The 15,893-nt window shown below is 37.8% G+C and carries 10 protein-coding genes, 1 pseudogene and 1 riboswitch; of the genes and pseudogenes, 10 read left to right on the plus strand and 1 reads right to left on the minus strand.

Annotation, left to right across the window (positions count from 1 at the left end; genetic code table 11):
* Positions 1-10 precede the first annotated feature (10 nt).
* From U473_RS14110 to U473_RS14875, 5 genes are all read left to right on the plus strand, one after another.
* Positions 11-889, plus strand: a complete 879-nt coding sequence (locus tag U473_RS14110) for a glycoside hydrolase family 66 protein (RefSeq protein WP_082732325.1) — start codon at positions 11-13, stop codon at positions 887-889.
* On the plus strand, positions 850-1,734 hold the full coding sequence (locus U473_RS14115) for a glycoside hydrolase family 66 protein (RefSeq protein WP_082732326.1): 885 nt from the start codon (positions 850-852) through the stop codon (positions 1,732-1,734). Before U473_RS14110 ends, U473_RS14115 begins: the two co-directional genes overlap by 40 nt.
* Positions 1,735-1,829: 95 nt before the next feature.
* Positions 1,830-4,727 (plus strand): glycoside hydrolase family 66 protein, encoded by a 2,898-nt coding sequence (locus U473_RS02295; RefSeq protein ID WP_068722958.1) that lies wholly within the window; start codon positions 1,830-1,832, stop codon positions 4,725-4,727.
* Between the two features lie 30 nt (positions 4,728-4,757).
* Positions 4,758-7,520 carry a glycoside hydrolase family 15 protein gene (locus U473_RS02300; RefSeq protein ID WP_068722961.1) on the plus strand — a complete coding sequence of 921 codons (2,763 nt, stop codon included), beginning with the start codon at positions 4,758-4,760 and terminating at the stop codon, positions 7,518-7,520.
* A gap of 120 nt (positions 7,521-7,640) precedes the next feature.
* Positions 7,641-7,832 (plus strand): hypothetical protein, encoded by a 192-nt coding sequence (locus U473_RS14875; protein WP_068722962.1) that lies wholly within the window; start codon positions 7,641-7,643, stop codon positions 7,830-7,832.
* Positions 7,833-7,856: 24 nt separating this feature from the next.
* Here U473_RS14875 and U473_RS02310 read toward each other — a convergent pair.
* A pseudogene (locus U473_RS02310) lies at positions 7,857-8,456 on the minus strand (squalene--hopene cyclase); the annotation flags it as partial.
* A gap of 318 nt (positions 8,457-8,774) precedes the next feature.
* Here U473_RS02310 and uvrC point away from each other — a divergent pair.
* The 5 genes from uvrC (at position 8,775) to sdhB (ending at position 15,817) form a co-directional block, all read left to right on the plus strand.
* Positions 8,775-10,547, plus strand: coding sequence for an excinuclease ABC subunit UvrC (gene uvrC, locus U473_RS02315; RefSeq protein WP_082732328.1), 1,773 nt, complete (start codon positions 8,775-8,777; stop codon positions 10,545-10,547).
* A gap of 77 nt (positions 10,548-10,624) precedes the next feature.
* Positions 10,625-10,811: riboswitch (Lysine riboswitch) on the plus strand.
* A 137-nt stretch (positions 10,812-10,948) separates the two neighbouring features.
* Entirely contained in the window at positions 10,949-12,160 is a 1,212-nt protein-coding gene (locus U473_RS02320) for an aspartate kinase (protein ID WP_068727388.1), read from the plus strand.
* Between the two features lie 490 nt (positions 12,161-12,650).
* Positions 12,651-13,292 (plus strand): succinate dehydrogenase cytochrome b558 subunit, encoded by a 642-nt coding sequence (locus U473_RS02325; RefSeq protein ID WP_407701940.1) that lies wholly within the window; start codon positions 12,651-12,653, stop codon positions 13,290-13,292.
* A gap of 15 nt (positions 13,293-13,307) precedes the next feature.
* The gene (sdhA, locus tag U473_RS02330; RefSeq protein WP_068722968.1) at positions 13,308-15,071 is read left to right on the plus strand and encodes a succinate dehydrogenase flavoprotein subunit; all 1,764 of its coding nucleotides are present in this window, start codon (positions 13,308-13,310) and stop codon (positions 15,069-15,071) included.
* Entirely contained in the window at positions 15,068-15,817 is a 750-nt protein-coding gene (gene sdhB / locus U473_RS02335) for a succinate dehydrogenase iron-sulfur subunit (RefSeq protein ID WP_068722970.1), read from the plus strand. The genes sdhA and sdhB overlap by 4 nt, the downstream gene beginning before the upstream one ends.
* Positions 15,818-15,893 lie beyond the last annotated feature (76 nt).

A 15,893-nucleotide genomic window follows, 5' to 3' on the forward strand; every position in this document is an offset into this window, starting at 1 on the left:
GGTGTAAACGGTGGGACAAGTCAAAATCCATCATTTGGATGTATATCCGGATAAGGCACAATATCATCCGAGAGAGCAAGGCAGCATAATCGTGGAAATAGCGGGTAATCAAGAGGCTATGATTCAGATCAAAGTTTCTTTTAAAAGACTCCATCAATTGGAATGGGAAGAAAAGATGGAGATATATTTAGAAAAAGCAATTTTTAAACAGATTTCGATTCCATTTGAAGTGCCAAATGAAATTTGGGAAGGGTTTGGTGTGAATATTCAGCTGTTTGCAAATGGAAAATATCTTGCCCAAAAATCGACCGCATGGGACGTGGTTGATCATTGGCGGAGGGCACCTCGATATGGATTTTTAAGTGATTTTCATCAAGATGAAAAAGGGCAGCTAAACGATGTTGATTCCCTAAACAAATTTCATTTGAATATCATACAATTTTATGATTGGATGTACAGACACGATAACATGATTCCACCTGCTGAAAACTTCGTTGATCCCATGGGTCGCACATTATCTTATCCTGTGGTTCGAGAAAAGATCAATGCCCTGCATGAAAAAGGAATGGCTGCCCTCGCCTATGGAGCAGTGTATGCTTCATTAAAGGATTTTCATGAACAGCATAAGGAATGGGGATTGTACAAAAATAACGGAGATCCCTATCATTTAATCGATATTTTTTACATCATGGACATATCTCCGGATTCCCCATGGAATAAACATATGATTTCTGAATTTCGCAAAGTGATGGAAGAAGGCTTTGACGGAATTCATATGGATCAATATGGATTTCCTAAAAAAGCGTTCCGTCATGTCAATGGTAGAAAAGAATTGGTTGATTTAGCAAATTGTTATCCAGCATTAATCAATCAAACAAAAAACATTTAAAAGAGGTAAATGCTGAAGTCGGACTGATATTTAACAATGTGAGTAATTACCCTGTACATACCACTGCAAAAGCTGACCAAGACGCCATCTATATTGAAGTATGGCCCCCTGTCATTCACTTGCGGGAATTAAAAGCTTTAATCGATCGCGGACGTGAGTTAAGCGACGATAAGCACGTTATTCTTTCTGCCTATCTTCCATCCTTTAAACAAACGGAAGGATATGACCAATATGACCAAACCGCTGCTGAAAATGGAGCTCTGCTGACCATGGCAACCATTTTTGCCAGCGGGGGTTATCATCTTCTCATTGGTGAAGAAAATAAAGTGCTTACGGAAGCCTATTATCCCAGTTATGGCACCATGAGTAATATCTTTATTGAAGAAGTAAGGAAATATTATGACTTTATCGTCCGATATGGAAAACTATTATACGATCATCAATTAGTTGATCTTTCTTTTGTATATACCGGAGGAATTAACACGGAGATTTCCTTTCAAGGGGAAGCTGCTTATACTCCTAATGGGGATGTAAATACGGTTTGGACGATGGTGAAACAACTTCCAGACTATCAAATCATTCACCTTATTAATTTAGTAGGATTAGAGGATGATTATTGGGAGCATGGAAAAAAACAACGTCCAAAAAAACAGAAGGAGATAACCTGTACGGTATTAATTGAAAAAGAGGTGAACGGAGTATATTTAGCAAGCCCTGATTTTGAAAATACCGAACCGATTAAACTAAATGATCAAATCGTTTCTCATGAACATGGAAAAGCGATTCAATTTACGATTCCAACCCTATCTATTTGGGACATGGTTTATATCGAATTTGTTCAATAGCGTTGTCCAAATTGATTTGAAAGGAGGTGGTAACTAGAGTTGTTCATGGATGTTTATTAAAAGATTACTTTCATATGGAGGTGTAAAATACCATTATGAAAAAAAGTTTACATTCATTTATTTCTTTGTTTTTAATTCTTGTATTATTGTTTTCGATCGCGTTAACATCAGAAATGATTCAAAAAGCACATGCCGCAACTGATGGAATCATTGATAGAGTTTACACGAACCAGTCTAGATACAGTCCTGGTGAAATAGTCACGATAAATGTAGAAATGACAAACGATTCAGGAACAGCTTTTAATGATAATGTTTACCTCACGATATATCATTTAGAAAATCAAGTGTATACCTCTAGTCAGCTGATCTCTTTACCTCAAGAAAGCTCGACGACAGTGACCTTCCAATGGACATCTCCATTAAACGATTTTCAAGGGTATTTTGTTTATGTAACCGCAGGATCCTCAAGTGGAGCAACTGCAATCGATGTATCCAGTGATTGGACGAAATATCCTCGCTATGGTTATATTTCTGAATTCAGTCCGAATGAAACTCTGCATCAGAGTCAGGAAAAGATTAATACTTTAGCTCAAGATTATCATATTAATGCATGGCAATTCTATGATTGGATGTATCGTCATGATAAATTTATCAAACGGACAAATGGTCAAATAGAACCCACGTGGTTAGATCTTTTTGATCGTGAAATTTCATGGGATACCATTCAGAATCAAATTGGTGCCGTTCATGATGTAAACGGAAAAGCAATGGCCTATGCTATGGGATATGCTTCTCGAGAGGATTATACCCAATATGGAATTGATCCTGCATGGGGAATCTATGAAGATAGCAGTGCAACCAACCAATATGATGTTGATTTCAATAGCGGAAAATATCTATATTTATTTGATCCCCAAAATGCAAACTGGCAGAATTATATCATTCCGGAGTATTTAGATGCTGTAAATACAGCAGGATTTGACGGGATTCATGTGGATCAAATGGGACAAAGAGATAATGTCTATGATTATTATGGTAATCTTATTGATTTATCCACGCGTTTCTCCCCATTTTTGGATGAAGCAAAGGCCAGTTTAACTTCCAATAATAGCAACAAAGATCAGATCACATTTAATATCGTTGATGGTACAGTAGACGGATGGGCAGCAAATGATATCGCCCAACATGCAGACGTAGACTTTTTATACAGTGAAATATGGTTTAAATCGAATAACTATATCGATTTGAAAAACTACATTGAACAAATTCGTTTATTAAGCGGCAATAAGGCCGTTGTTTTGGCAGCATATATGAACTACGAGGAAAATATTGGTCCTCGGTACGAAGCGGAGGATGCGGTTCTGACCAATGTAGCAGTTGACACGGATCATACAGGTTATACAGGGTCAGGATTTGTTGATCAATTTGCAGAAAACGGAGATAAAGTTAAGTTTACGATCGATGCCGTAGAAGATGGGGAATATGCACTGGTATTTCGCTTTGGCAACAGCACGGGAGGTACGAGCACAAGAAGCATATACATTGATGGGGTAAAACAAGATACGTTATATTTTGCCAATCAAGCGAATTGGGATACTTGGGCTCATGATACCTATTATACTGCAAATTTAACGCAAGGTACACATACAGTGACTTTAGCATACGATTCCTCTGATACTGGTGCTATTAACTTAGACAGTTTAACCTTAGGTACATTTGATAAACATTCTGTCCTATTAGCTGATGCTGCGTTTGCAGCAAGTGGTGCTACTCATATTGAGCTAGGTGAGAATAATCGCATGCTTGCTCACGAATATTATCCTAACACCAGTAAAGCAATTAGAAACGATTTAAAGCAAGGTTTAAAAAATCACTATAATTTTATTACTGCTTATGAAAATTTACTCTTTGATCAAGATGTTATAGCAAATGATTCGGGTAATCAGTTTATTCAAATACAAGGAGAAACAGTAAGTGGAGATGGAAGCGGTAATACCCTCTGGGCGATTCAAAAAAGAAATAATGATTATAACATTTTTCATTTAATTAACCTTACGCAAAATGATTCTGAATGGCGAAACAGCGGATCTGCACCAGTGGAAAAAAGTAATTTAACAACCAAGGTTTATATTGGAACTGATGAAACCATATCCAATGTTTATGTTGCATCACCGGATATTAATTTTGGAAAAACCCAAGAATTAGCTTTTACTACTGGATCAGACAGTAATGGGAAATATGTTTCTTTTACTGTACCTTCTTTGAAATACTGGGATATGATTTACATGAAGCGTTCCTTTCATGTTCCAGCCAATGATACCTATGAAGCTGAAACAGCCATATTGAGCAATGTTGCTGTTGATACAGACCATACGGGTTATACGGGCTCGGGGTTTGTTGATCAATTTGCTGAAGTGAATGATGGGATTTCTTTTGTCGTCAAAGCGACAGCCGATGATGATTACGTATTAAGCTTCCGTTATGGAAATGGAGGAAGTGATGCAGCAAGAGATGTATTTGTAGATGGCCATTATGCCGGTACGGTTCAATTTAATCATACAGGAAGTTGGGATGATTGGGGGATCGGTGAATTAACGGTAAATCTCAGCAAGGGATACCATACCATAGTACTTTGGTATTCTGCTACAAATGTTGGAGCCATTAATCTGGATTCTTTAGATTTAGATAAAACCTATATCTGGCAATTTGATCGTCAAATCACTTCTGCTCCTGCAGGTTATCGCATTACTTATCGTGTTGGGCTTCCCGGATGGGTTCATTGGGGAGTAAATAACTGGCAAAATGTCCAAGATACCGCATTTGTTACGAATGGAAGCACCAATGATAATTTAGATTATGAAATCTCAATTGGTCCGTTTACTTCTGGAACAACGGTTGATTTTACCTTCCTTTGGGATGACAATAACAACGGAATTCCGGAATATGATGTGGATCGATGGGAAGGAGAAGATTTTCATCTTAACATTCAATAATAGTATGAAAAGAATAGGAGGACGATAAAAATGGATCGAATCATGAAAAATAAGTATTGGATCTTTATGCTTACAGTAATCCTTATTACTTCCATCTTGTTTGCTCCATTGCAAATTACTCAAGCATCAACAGATACATTACCCACTGATCAGTCAGTAACAAGCATCTACTTGAATAACTGGAAGGATGCAGTAAATATATGGATGGCGAGCGAATTAGCTCAAACGGATACAGGAAATTATGGTCCAAGAATTGGAGAAATGAGAATTGATGACGACTATACCGTGAATCAGATTCATGATTACTCTGCTTTTTTTCGTGATGAAACCAATGCAGTGAAATATACAGAACCGCACAATTTTGCCTCAGAAGCTTATTATGATGACGGCGGGATTCTTCAAACCAAATATTTGGATTATAACGGAAGCAATCTGCCCATTGTGGTTGAAAAAGATTTTGCCATGGTGCCTAATGAGGACTTTATGATTGCTAAGTATACTTTTACAAATAACAATGCAACCTCTATTAACTTTAATCTTTTGGAACAGATCCATGTCAATAATGTGACAAAGGGCAGTACGAATCAAACTCATCATGGATGGTATGACAACACAAGAAATACCCTGTTTGTCGATATGACCAGTTCAGGTCAATATTATGTCGCCTTAGGTGCTTTCCAGAGTGCAGACGGTTACCAAGTGGCGGATGATACAGAGTCCAACTTGGGAGCAAACGATGTGAGTGCTTGGTATACCTTCGATAACAATGGAACAGTAAAAAATAATTCCGATGAATATGCGGTAGATATCAGCGTTGCTTTTCAGGATCAGGTAACCATTCCTGCATCAGGTTCTGTGTCCGTCTCCTTTGTTGCAACGGTTCAGGATAGCTTAACCAATGCTCAGAATTCGGTTGATCGTGCTTTATCCCAGAAAGCAGATTATTGGTTTACTCAGACGAGTAATACTTACAGCAGTTGGCTCAGTCAGGGAAAAACCGTTAATTTTGCTGACGGCGGCATCAATAAAACCTATACACGGGCTTTAATCACAATTAAGAATGCAACAAACCCGACTTATGGGGCAACTCCTGCTACGACTAATCCGATTGCTTACGGTTATAAAGTATGGGCACGGGATTCGGCCGTAACTGCGATGGTTCTCGATCAGGCAGGTTTTTACGATGAGGCGGAGAAATACTGGTACTGGCTGCAAGATCGGCAACAGTCAGACGGCACTTTCAAAACGACCTTTGATTATTGGACTAACAATTACGTATCCTTTGTTGAGCCTGAACACGATTCAATCGGAATTTTTCTTGTCGGTGCTTATCAGCATTATAAATTAACCGGAGATACCACCTTCTTAAATAGTATCTGGACGAAGTACAAAAAATCTGCAGATTTTATCTGGTCTAATTTAGGGTCTGACCCTTATGGTTTTGGTGAGGAAGATGCAAGCATCTGGGAAGAGCAAATTGAATATAACGCATTTACTCAAGCCTTGTATGTGGCAGGATTGGATGCTGCCCAGCATATGGCTAGAGCAAAGGGGTTAAATAGTCTGGCAGATGATTATAACGGTGCTGCGAGTGAGATTCGTTCCAATATTCAAAAGGATGATACATGGAGTCCGTCAGGGCTTTGGAATGTAAACAATGGTTATTATAATCGTGCAGTCAATACTAATGGAACAGCACGAACCTTGGTAGACGGGTCATCTAACGCTTTAATTGTTTACGGCGTAATAGATGCCAATTCTTCAAGGGCAAACAGTCACGTAAATAAAATAAAAACCAATCTGCAACATGATAATTACGGAATTGCCCGTTATGACGGGGATGATTTCTATTACACCTCTCCATACAGTCCCGGAGGGAATGAGGCGTTAAGCGATGAACCTTCCTGGCCACAAATGAGTGCTTATGCAGCTTTGCATCATTTATATCGGGGAGAAAAGCAAACAGCATTAAATTATCTGAAATGGATTGTCTCCCGTACAGCGGTTGGTTATATGGCCCAGGGAGAGGCCGTATCACGAATTTCATTGAAACCTCTTCCCAGTACAATGGTAGAGCCTGTAACAGGAGCATGGTTTGTGATTACCGCATTGGTTTACGAGGATCAAGCGGATATACGAGTCATTCCTCCGCAATTTAACGCAGGAGCCTATAAATCTATTAACGTTACGACAACGGTGGCTAATGATTTGGCTCAATGGAACAATGTCCCGTATTACCATGATCGTTTAAGTGACTCTGATTCAGGTTCCGATGACACAGATATTGCCAAGGTCTATGTCTCTAATGATGCCAATAATCTATATGTACGGATTAAAAATGCCAGTCATCACTTGTCAGGCTACAATACGGCTCCCCGTTTTGCCATGACGGTTTATGCCGAAGATTTCAAACACAGTACAGCCGAATCATTAACTACTGGATTATATGGCGGCAATCTGGATCGGTCGATGCAATATATGGTTAGCAGATGGAGCGATTCCGGAGATTTTGCTAAATTCCATGTCAGTAACGGAAGCTGGACATTTGAAAAACATCTTTCCGGAATGACAATCCCGCAGTGGGATGTCAATACGGGTGATATTGAAATGGTCGTTCCTCTCTCCGAACTGTCCAGTACAGGTTCCGTCAATACCGGTGATTGGTCAAACCTGAACATTGTCTTGGTCAGACAGGACCCGACCACCCTTAATTGGAATGAAGATGATCTGATTGTGATTCATTATCGGGTAATGACTTCAGGAGAGCAATGGTATTATGGTAATGTAGAGTAATAAGCAGCCAATTTAAACGCTTCGAGCTCTTCCATTAATGGCTTCTTGTTAAGTGATCATATTCGGATGCTATAAAACCGCTTAAATACGCGGGACTGACATGTCCGATGATTTGCGTGAATGGAGCAAAAAATTAAAAGGATTATGCCACATTTCGATGTGGCTATTCTTTTATCTATGTGTGGTCTGGGGATAAGGCCTGAAGATATACATGATGAACCAATTTTTTTAGAAGCTTCACCTAATCATCCGTTTAATTCAACTGTTGAAGCTTTGGTCTTACCTGGTATATTTATTTTGATAATGGCTTAAAGTAAGTAGCGGCCAAATATATCTTTAGCTGTGATAATTAGTATAAAACACGTCTGCTAAACCGGCGCCCGTAGGATATGAGCTTCGCCAATCATTTTCAGATCCAAAATCGATCAAACGCTGTAGACCCTGATCAATAGCAGGTGTTGGCTTATCATAAACAGTAATTAAAGCATCTAATGCCCAGGCTGTTTGTGATGGTGTACTTGCATTAAGCGGAACATATTGTTTTACTATGTCACTTTTGCAGGATTCTCTCCAGCCGCCATCATCATTTTGTATTTCTAACAGCCATTTAGCGGCTTTTTTAATTGTCGGATGATTTGAACTAAGCCCCACTGCTTTTAGACCTGTTAATGCAGCCCAGGTTCCATAAATATAACTTATTCCCCACCTGCCAAACCAGGAACCATTCTTTTCTTGATTGCGAATCAACCATTTTACTGCCCTGATAATATTAGGGTAATTCAAATTAAACCTTGCATAATTGCCAAGAAACTCTAATGTTCTGCCTGTTAAATCTGCAATTGAAGGGTCAATTGTAACTGATTCAGTACCCTTTTGAACAAAGAATGTTAATATTTCTTTATTGGTATTCTTCTCAAAAGCAGGCCAGCCGCCATCAAGCCGAAAAAAGCAGCCACCCCCCTTAGTGGAGAAGTGGCAGACAAAATCTTATAGCAAGCATATAGAAGGGACACATACCCTTCACTAGTTAATAGTGAAAGGGGGTGAACCGAATGGAGAAAGTCTATATTACTTTAGCGATGATTGGAGTCGTCATTGGATTTCTTGAAAAAGAAGTCTGATCTTATTATTATATGCATACAAGTTTTATAAACATTTTTATTCTAGTCACACTTCGTTAAAATAGGTTAGTATTAAAATAAACTTGTCGAACTTGAAGGGAGAATTTAATTCATATTTGGTAGGTGGAAAAGATTGGATCACATCAAGGAAAAATTAACATTGCTTCCTGATAAACCAGGTTGTTATTTAATGAAGAATAATCATGGACAAGTTATCTATGTTGGAAAAGCAAAAGTATTAAAAAATCGTGTGCGTTCTTATTTTACTGGGAGTCATGATGCAAAAACCCAAAGGCTGGTTAATGATATTGTAGACTTTGAATATATTATCACTGATTCAGCGATTGAGGCATTAATCTTAGAGAACCATTTAATCAAAAAATATCGCCCTAAATACAATATCATGTTAAAGGACGACAAAACTTATCCCTATATTAAATTAACGAATGACGAACATCCGCGTTTAGAAGTGACACGCAAAGTATTAAATGATAAAGCAAAATATTTTGGCCCTTATCCTAATGCCGGTGCTGCACAGCAGGTTAAGAGGCTTTTAGATAAAATATACCCGTTAAGAAAATGTAAAACACTAAAAGATCGGGTTTGTCTATATTATCATTTAGGTCAATGTGTGGCTCCGTGTGAATTTAAGGTGGAGCATTCTACTTATGAAGAAATGACCCGAAAAATTATCCGTTTCTTGCAAGGGGATTATAAAGAACTAAAAAAAGAACTTCAGCAAAAAATGGAGAAAGCGGCTGAAAATTTAGAGTTCGAACGCGCAAAAGAATATAGAGATCAAATTAATGATATTGAAGCAATTATGTCCAAACAAGTGATTAGTTTAAATGATCGTGTCAATCGAGACATTTTTGGTTTTTATATAGATAAAGGTTGGATGTGTGTTCAAGTTTTCTTTATGAGGCAAGGAAATCTGATTGAACGGGATGTTTCTATTTTCCCTTATTATGGAGTACCAGAAGAAGATTTTATGTCCTTTGTTACACAGTTTTACTTTGAAAATCCTGTATTGCCTAAAGAAATTTTGTTGCCAGAATCATTAGACAAAGAATTGTTAGAAGAATGGTTACAAATTAAGATCCAACAGCCAAAACGAGGTCAAAAAAGAAAATTAGTAGAAATGGCGATTGAAAATGCGAGAATTGCTTTAGAAGAGAAGTTTAAAATGGAAGAAAAAAATATATCTAAAACAAGTCTAGCCATTGAACTTTTAGGTAAAAGTTTAGGGATTGCAACTCCACATCGTATTGAGGCTTTTGATAATTCCAATATTCAAGGTGTCGACCCTGTATCCGCTATGGTTGTATTTATTGATGGTAAGCCTGATAAATCGAGTTATCGAAAATTTAAGATAAAAACGGTTGAAGGACCAGATGATTACCATACGATGCAAGAGGTGATAAGGCGGCGTTACACAAGAGTGTTAAAAGAAGGTTTAAATCTACCAGACTTGGTCATCGTAGATGGCGGAAAATTGCAAATTAATGCTGCAGTTGATGTACTAGAAAATGAGCTTGGTTTATTTATTCCAGTAGCTGGGCTTAAAAAAGATGAACGACATAAAACAGCAGTATTGTTAATGGGTGATCCACCTGTTCCAGTATCTATGGAAAGAAATAGTCCGGAATTTTATTTATTACAACGAATTCAAGATGAAGTTCATCGATTTGCGATTACGTTCCACCGTCAAACCCATAAAAAAACGGTGTTTGCTTCGCAATTAGATCAGGTTCCAGGTGTTGGTGAAAAGCGGAAAAAATTATTATTAAAACACTTTAGCTCAATAAAGAATATGAAAGAAGCTCCTGTTGAGGAATTTCGCAAAATTGGAATTGGCGATAAATTAGCTAAAACGATTTTGGAAGCAATAAATACTGAAGAATAAGGGTTTACATTTCTTTACCGTATGATATAATAACTTCAAAATTTAATAGTATACCTCACTATAATCAAATTTAGTTAAAGTGAGGTAGGGGCGCGAAATTCATGAGTCATCTTTTAGAGGAAGCGAATCTGATGAAAAAAGATAAAAGGGACTTTCGCCGAAGCCTATTTCTTCGCAGGAAGTAGAGCTGGGTCTACATTGAATAAGTGTAGGACTGTCATAGTTAAATGATCCCAAATTTAACTATGGAGAACTATCTTGACTATTTGGGGGTGGGGAAACTTTTATGTTGTGATTCACAACAGGAGTCTATTTCCTGTTGTTTTTTTATATTAAATTGTACAAAGTACAATTCTGCGAAACTAGAAGAACATCGCAATATGTTGGAAAGGGTGGAGAAAATGGGGATCGTGGTTCAAAAGTTTGGTGGCACATCAGTAGGTACAATTGACCGAATCAAAAACGTTGCAAAGATTGTTACGAAAACGAAAGAACAGGGAAATCAGGTAGTTGTGGTTGTTTCAGCGATGGGAGATTCCACTGATGACCTTCTAGACATGGCTCACCAAATCACGTCTACGCCGTCTTCAAGAGAACTTGATATGTTATTGACAACTGGAGAACAAGTCTCAATATCCTTGTTAGCAATGGCTTTGCAAGAAATAGGTTTTTCAGCAATTTCCTTTACAGGCTGGCAAGCAGGAGTAAAGACAGAATCAGTTCACAGTAAGGCAAGGATTACAGATATATCATCCGAGAGAATAGTACAAGAGCTAAAAAATGATAAGATTGTTATCGTTGCGGGTTTCCAAGGGGTAAGTGAGGAAGGGGAAATTACGACCTTAGGTAGAGGTGGATCTGACACAAGTGCTGTTGCATTAGCAGCTGCATTGAAGGCTGATCTATGTGAAATCTATACAGATGTAGATGGGGTTTATACAACAGATCCCAGAATAGAACCTAAGGCTAAAAAGCTAAAAGAAGTTAGTTTCGATGAAATGCTTGAATTAGCAAATCTAGGTGCAGTGGTTTTACATCCTAGAGCAGTAGAAAACGCGAAAAAGTTTGGTGTTCATTTGGTTGTAAGGTCCAGCTTGGTTCAGGTTGAAGGAACTGTAATAAAGGAGGAACATGGTATGGAACATGTAAAGGTAGTAACAGGTGTAGCCTATGATATGGATGTTGCCCGTGTACAGGTTATTGGCTTAGAAAACAAAATCAATGCTTTGTCTGATCTATTCTCTACATTGGCAAAAGAAAAAGTCAATGTAGATATGATTGTTACAAGTGATTATGGGGAAGACAAAATCAATGTTTCTTTTTCTATCACAAGCAGTGATTTACAACATACGTTAGCTATTCTGGAACGTTATGTGGGATCCTGTACAATGATTAGTCATGAGGATCATTTAGCAAAGGTTTCGATCGTGGGGGCTGGGATGATATCTAACCCTGGAGTTGCAGCTAAAATGTTTGAGGTCTTAAGCAATGCAGATATCCCGATCAAAATGGTAACCACATCTGAGATTAAGGTTTCCTGCCTTGTTCCTAAGGAGTATGCTATTTCTGGAGTACAAGAATTACATCGTTCTTTTGAATTAGATCATGAATAGAACATACCAATTCTTTATCCCTCTTTTTACAAGAGGGATTTTCATTTGTTCCATTTTTTCATAGAAAGGCATGGATGACGGAGCTCGATGTAATATACATTTCTACTATTTTCTGAATAATAAAATATTTTTTTATTTTGAAGGAATTATCATATTTCTAAAGAATAAATATTAAGAAGACTAAAACTTGTACATGATTGAACAAAGACTTTATATAACTTTTCTCAAATTTTCTAAAAAAGCGAATAAAAGCCGATATAACCAGTTTTTTGTGGGAAATAAACAATTAATCTAACTCTACTTATTCTTGACGCTTTTAAAAATGAAGGCGTACAATGAAAATGTCAAAAAATTTTCATTTTTTGGTTTCACCATTGAAACTAAAGAGGGAATAGATTGTTAAATGAAAAAAAGGGGGTAAGGTTATAGGTTAAGGTAAGGTCTAGGGTGTTTTAAATGTCTTCTTTCATTTTAAAAGGGGGAAAGTGATATTATGGCAACAACGCATTTTTTTAATCGCAAATTGCACTCTTTATTAGGAATCATTCCTGTAGGTGTATTTTTGTTGATTCATTTAACGGTGAATTATCAAGCAACCAAGGGTCCTGAAGCCTTCAATAGTGCAGCTGGTTTTATGGAAAGTTTGCCCTACTTGGCAGTACTAGAATGGGTATTGATCTTTTTACCACTTTTATACCATGCGATTTATGGACTTTATGTGGCTTTCCAAGCAAAACATAATGTAAACAATTATGGATATTTCCGAAATGTAATGTTCTTCTTACAAAGAATGACAGGGATTGTCACTCTTATCTTTGTTGGTTGGCATGTATGGGAAACCCGTGTTCAAATGGCACTTGGCACAGAATTAAATTATGAATTAATGGCTAACATTCTTAAAAATAATTGGGCTTTTGTCTTTTATTTGGTTGGAGTGATTTCAGCAGTATTCCATTTTGCCAATGGTATGTGGTCATTCTTGGTAAGCTGGGGTATTACGATTGGACCACGTGCACAAAGAATTTCTACATATGTTTGGATGGTTGTTTTCGTAGCAGTATCGATTATCGCTGTTTCCGCATTATTTGCTTTTGTCAATCCAGTATACGTCGAACAAGTAAATTTAGGGTAAAGGGGGAGCGAGAACATGAGTAGTAGTCAAAGGATCATTGTAGTTGGTGGAGGATTAGCAGGCTTGATGGCTACCGTCAAAGCTGCTGAAGCAGGTGTACACGTTGATTTATTTTCATTAGTACCAGTTAAGCGCTCTCATTCTGTTTGTGCGCAGGGTGGTATCAATGGTGCAGTAAATACAAAAGGTGAAGGAGACTCACCTTGGGTTCACTTTGATGATACGGTTTATGGTGGGGACTTTTTAGCAAACCAACCCCCAGTTAAAGCGATGGCTGAGGCAGCTCCTGGAATTATTCATTTATTTGATCGCATGGGAGTTATGTTTAACAGAACATCTGAAGGTTTACTTGATTTCCGTCGTTTTGGTGGTACACAACACCATCGTACTGCATTTGCTGGTGCAACAACAGGTCAACAGCTTCTCTATGCAATAGATGAACAGGTTCGCCGTTGGGAAGTTGCAGGCTTAGTTACTAAATATGAACATTGGGAATTCCTCTCTGTTGTTTTAGATGATGAAGGAAGAGCAAGAGGAATCGTAGCACAAGATTTAAGAAGCATGGAATTCCATACCTTTGCTGCTGATGCCGTCCTTCTAGCTACTGGCGGTCTTGGGATGATCTTTGGAAAATCGACAAACTCTGTTATTAACACTGGTTACGCAACTAGTGCAGTATATAGACAGGGAGCGATTTATGGAAACCCAGAATTTATTCAAATTCACCCTACAGCGATACCAGGGGATGATAAAAACCGACTCATGTCCGAGTCAGCTCGTGGTGAAGGCGGACGTGTTTGGACATATAAAGATGGAAAGCCATGGTATTTCCTAGAGGAAAAATATCCTGCATATGGTAACCTTGTACCACGTGATATTGCAACACGTGAAATTTTCCACGTTGTAGTCGACTTAGGTTTAGGTGTGGATGGAGAAAATAAAGTTTACCTTGATTTATCTCATAAAGATCCTAAAGAATTAGATATTAAACTAGGTGGTATTCTAGAAATCTATGAAAAATTTGTTGGGGATGATCCAAGAAAAGTACCGATGAAGATTTTCCCAGCCGTTCATTATTCAATGGGTGGTTTATGGGTTGATTATGATCATATGACCAATATTCCTGGATTATTTGCAGCAGGTGAAGTAGATTACCAATATCATGGAGCAAACCGTTTAGGAGCTAACTCATTATTATCTGCCATCTATAGTGGTATGATTACAGGTCCAAAAATGGTTCAATATATTAAAGGGTTGAAAAAATCTGCTGCCGATGTTTCCAAACAATACTTTGAAGACCAAAAGAAACTGGAAGAGCAGAAATATAACGATATCTTAAATCTAAAAGGAAATGAAAATCCATATAAGCTTCATGAAGAGTTAGGAAAATGGATGACTGAAAATGTAACCGTTGTACGTTATAATGACCGCTTACTCAAAACAAATGAGAAATTATTAGAATTGATGGAACGTTACAAGAAAATCAATATTGATGATGCTGCAAAATGGAGTAACCAAGCAACAGCATTTACACGTCAGTTAGAAGGTATGCTTGTATTAGCTCAAGCGATTACGATGGGAGCTTATAACCGTAATGAAAGCCGTGGAGCACATTATAAGCCAGATTTCCCAGATCGTAATGATGAAGATTGGCTAAAAACAACCAAGGCCAAGTATACTCCTGATGGTCCTGTTTTTGATTATGAACCAGTAGATGTCTCTTTGATCAAGCCTAGACTACGAAACTATGCTGTATCGAAGGAGGAGACAGTAAAATGAGTGAAAAAACAATTCATCTAATTATCACTCGTCAGGATGGGCCAGATAAACCATCCTATACAGAAGAATTCAGAGTTCCTTATCGACCTAACATGAACGTGATTAGTGCTTTAATGGAAATACAAAAGAACCCAGTGAATGCTAAGGGGGAAAAAACGACCCCAGTTGTTTGGGAAATGAACTGCTTAGAAGAGGTATGTGGAGCTTGTTCAATGGTGATTAATGGTAAGCCAAGACAATCTTGTAGTGCCTTAATCGATCAATTAGAACAACCGATTCGCTTACAGCCTATGAGCACTTTCCCAATCATTCGCGACCTGATGATTGACAGAAGTCGAATGTTTGATGCGTTAAAACGAGTAAAAGCGTGGATTCCGATTGATGGTACCTATGACTTAGGGCCAGGACCTAGGATGCCAGAAAAAACAAGACAATGGGCATATGAATTATCTAAGTGCATGACTTGTGGGGTTTGTTTAGAGGCATGTCCAAACGTAAATAGTCATTCACCATTTATTGGTCCAGCCCCAATCAATCAAGTTCGACTATTTAATGCCCATCCAACTGGAGCAATGAATGCAGAGGAACGTTTAGAGGCTATTATGGGAGAAGGAGGAATTACCGATTGTGGTAACTCACAAAACTGTGTTCAGTCATGTCCAAAGGGTATTCCTTTAACCACATCCATTGCTGATCTAAACCGTCAAACCACTATTTATTCATTTAAACGTTTCTTAACAAATTAAACTAATTACATCTTTATTATAAGAACCTATGAGGTTTTTACCTCGTAGGTTCTTCTTTTTAAAAAAATAAGAAAGT

Source organism: Tepidibacillus decaturensis (genome assembly GCF_001561915.1).
In the GTDB taxonomy this organism is placed as follows: Bacteria; Bacillota; Bacilli; order Tepidibacillales; family Tepidibacillaceae; genus Tepidibacillus_B; species Tepidibacillus_B infernus.

What these genes read in the sequence shown, in the direction of transcription:
- U473_RS02295 (WP_068722958.1), top strand. Translation starts at nt 1,830, where the DNA reads ATGAAAAAAAGTTTACATTCATTTATTTCTTTGTTTTTAATTCTTGTA.
- U473_RS02300 (WP_068722961.1), top strand. Translation starts at nt 4,758, where the DNA reads ATGGATCGAATCATGAAAAATAAGTATTGGATCTTTATGCTTACAGTA.
- U473_RS14875 (WP_068722962.1), top strand. Translation starts at nt 7,641, where the DNA reads ATGGAGCAAAAAATTAAAAGGATTATGCCACATTTCGATGTGGCTATT.
- U473_RS02320 (WP_068727388.1), top strand. Translation starts at nt 10,949, where the DNA reads ATGGGGATCGTGGTTCAAAAGTTTGGTGGCACATCAGTAGGTACAATT.
- sdhA (WP_068722968.1), top strand. Translation starts at nt 13,308, where the DNA reads ATGAGTAGTAGTCAAAGGATCATTGTAGTTGGTGGAGGATTAGCAGGC.
- sdhB (WP_068722970.1), top strand. Translation starts at nt 15,068, where the DNA reads ATGAGTGAAAAAACAATTCATCTAATTATCACTCGTCAGGATGGGCCA.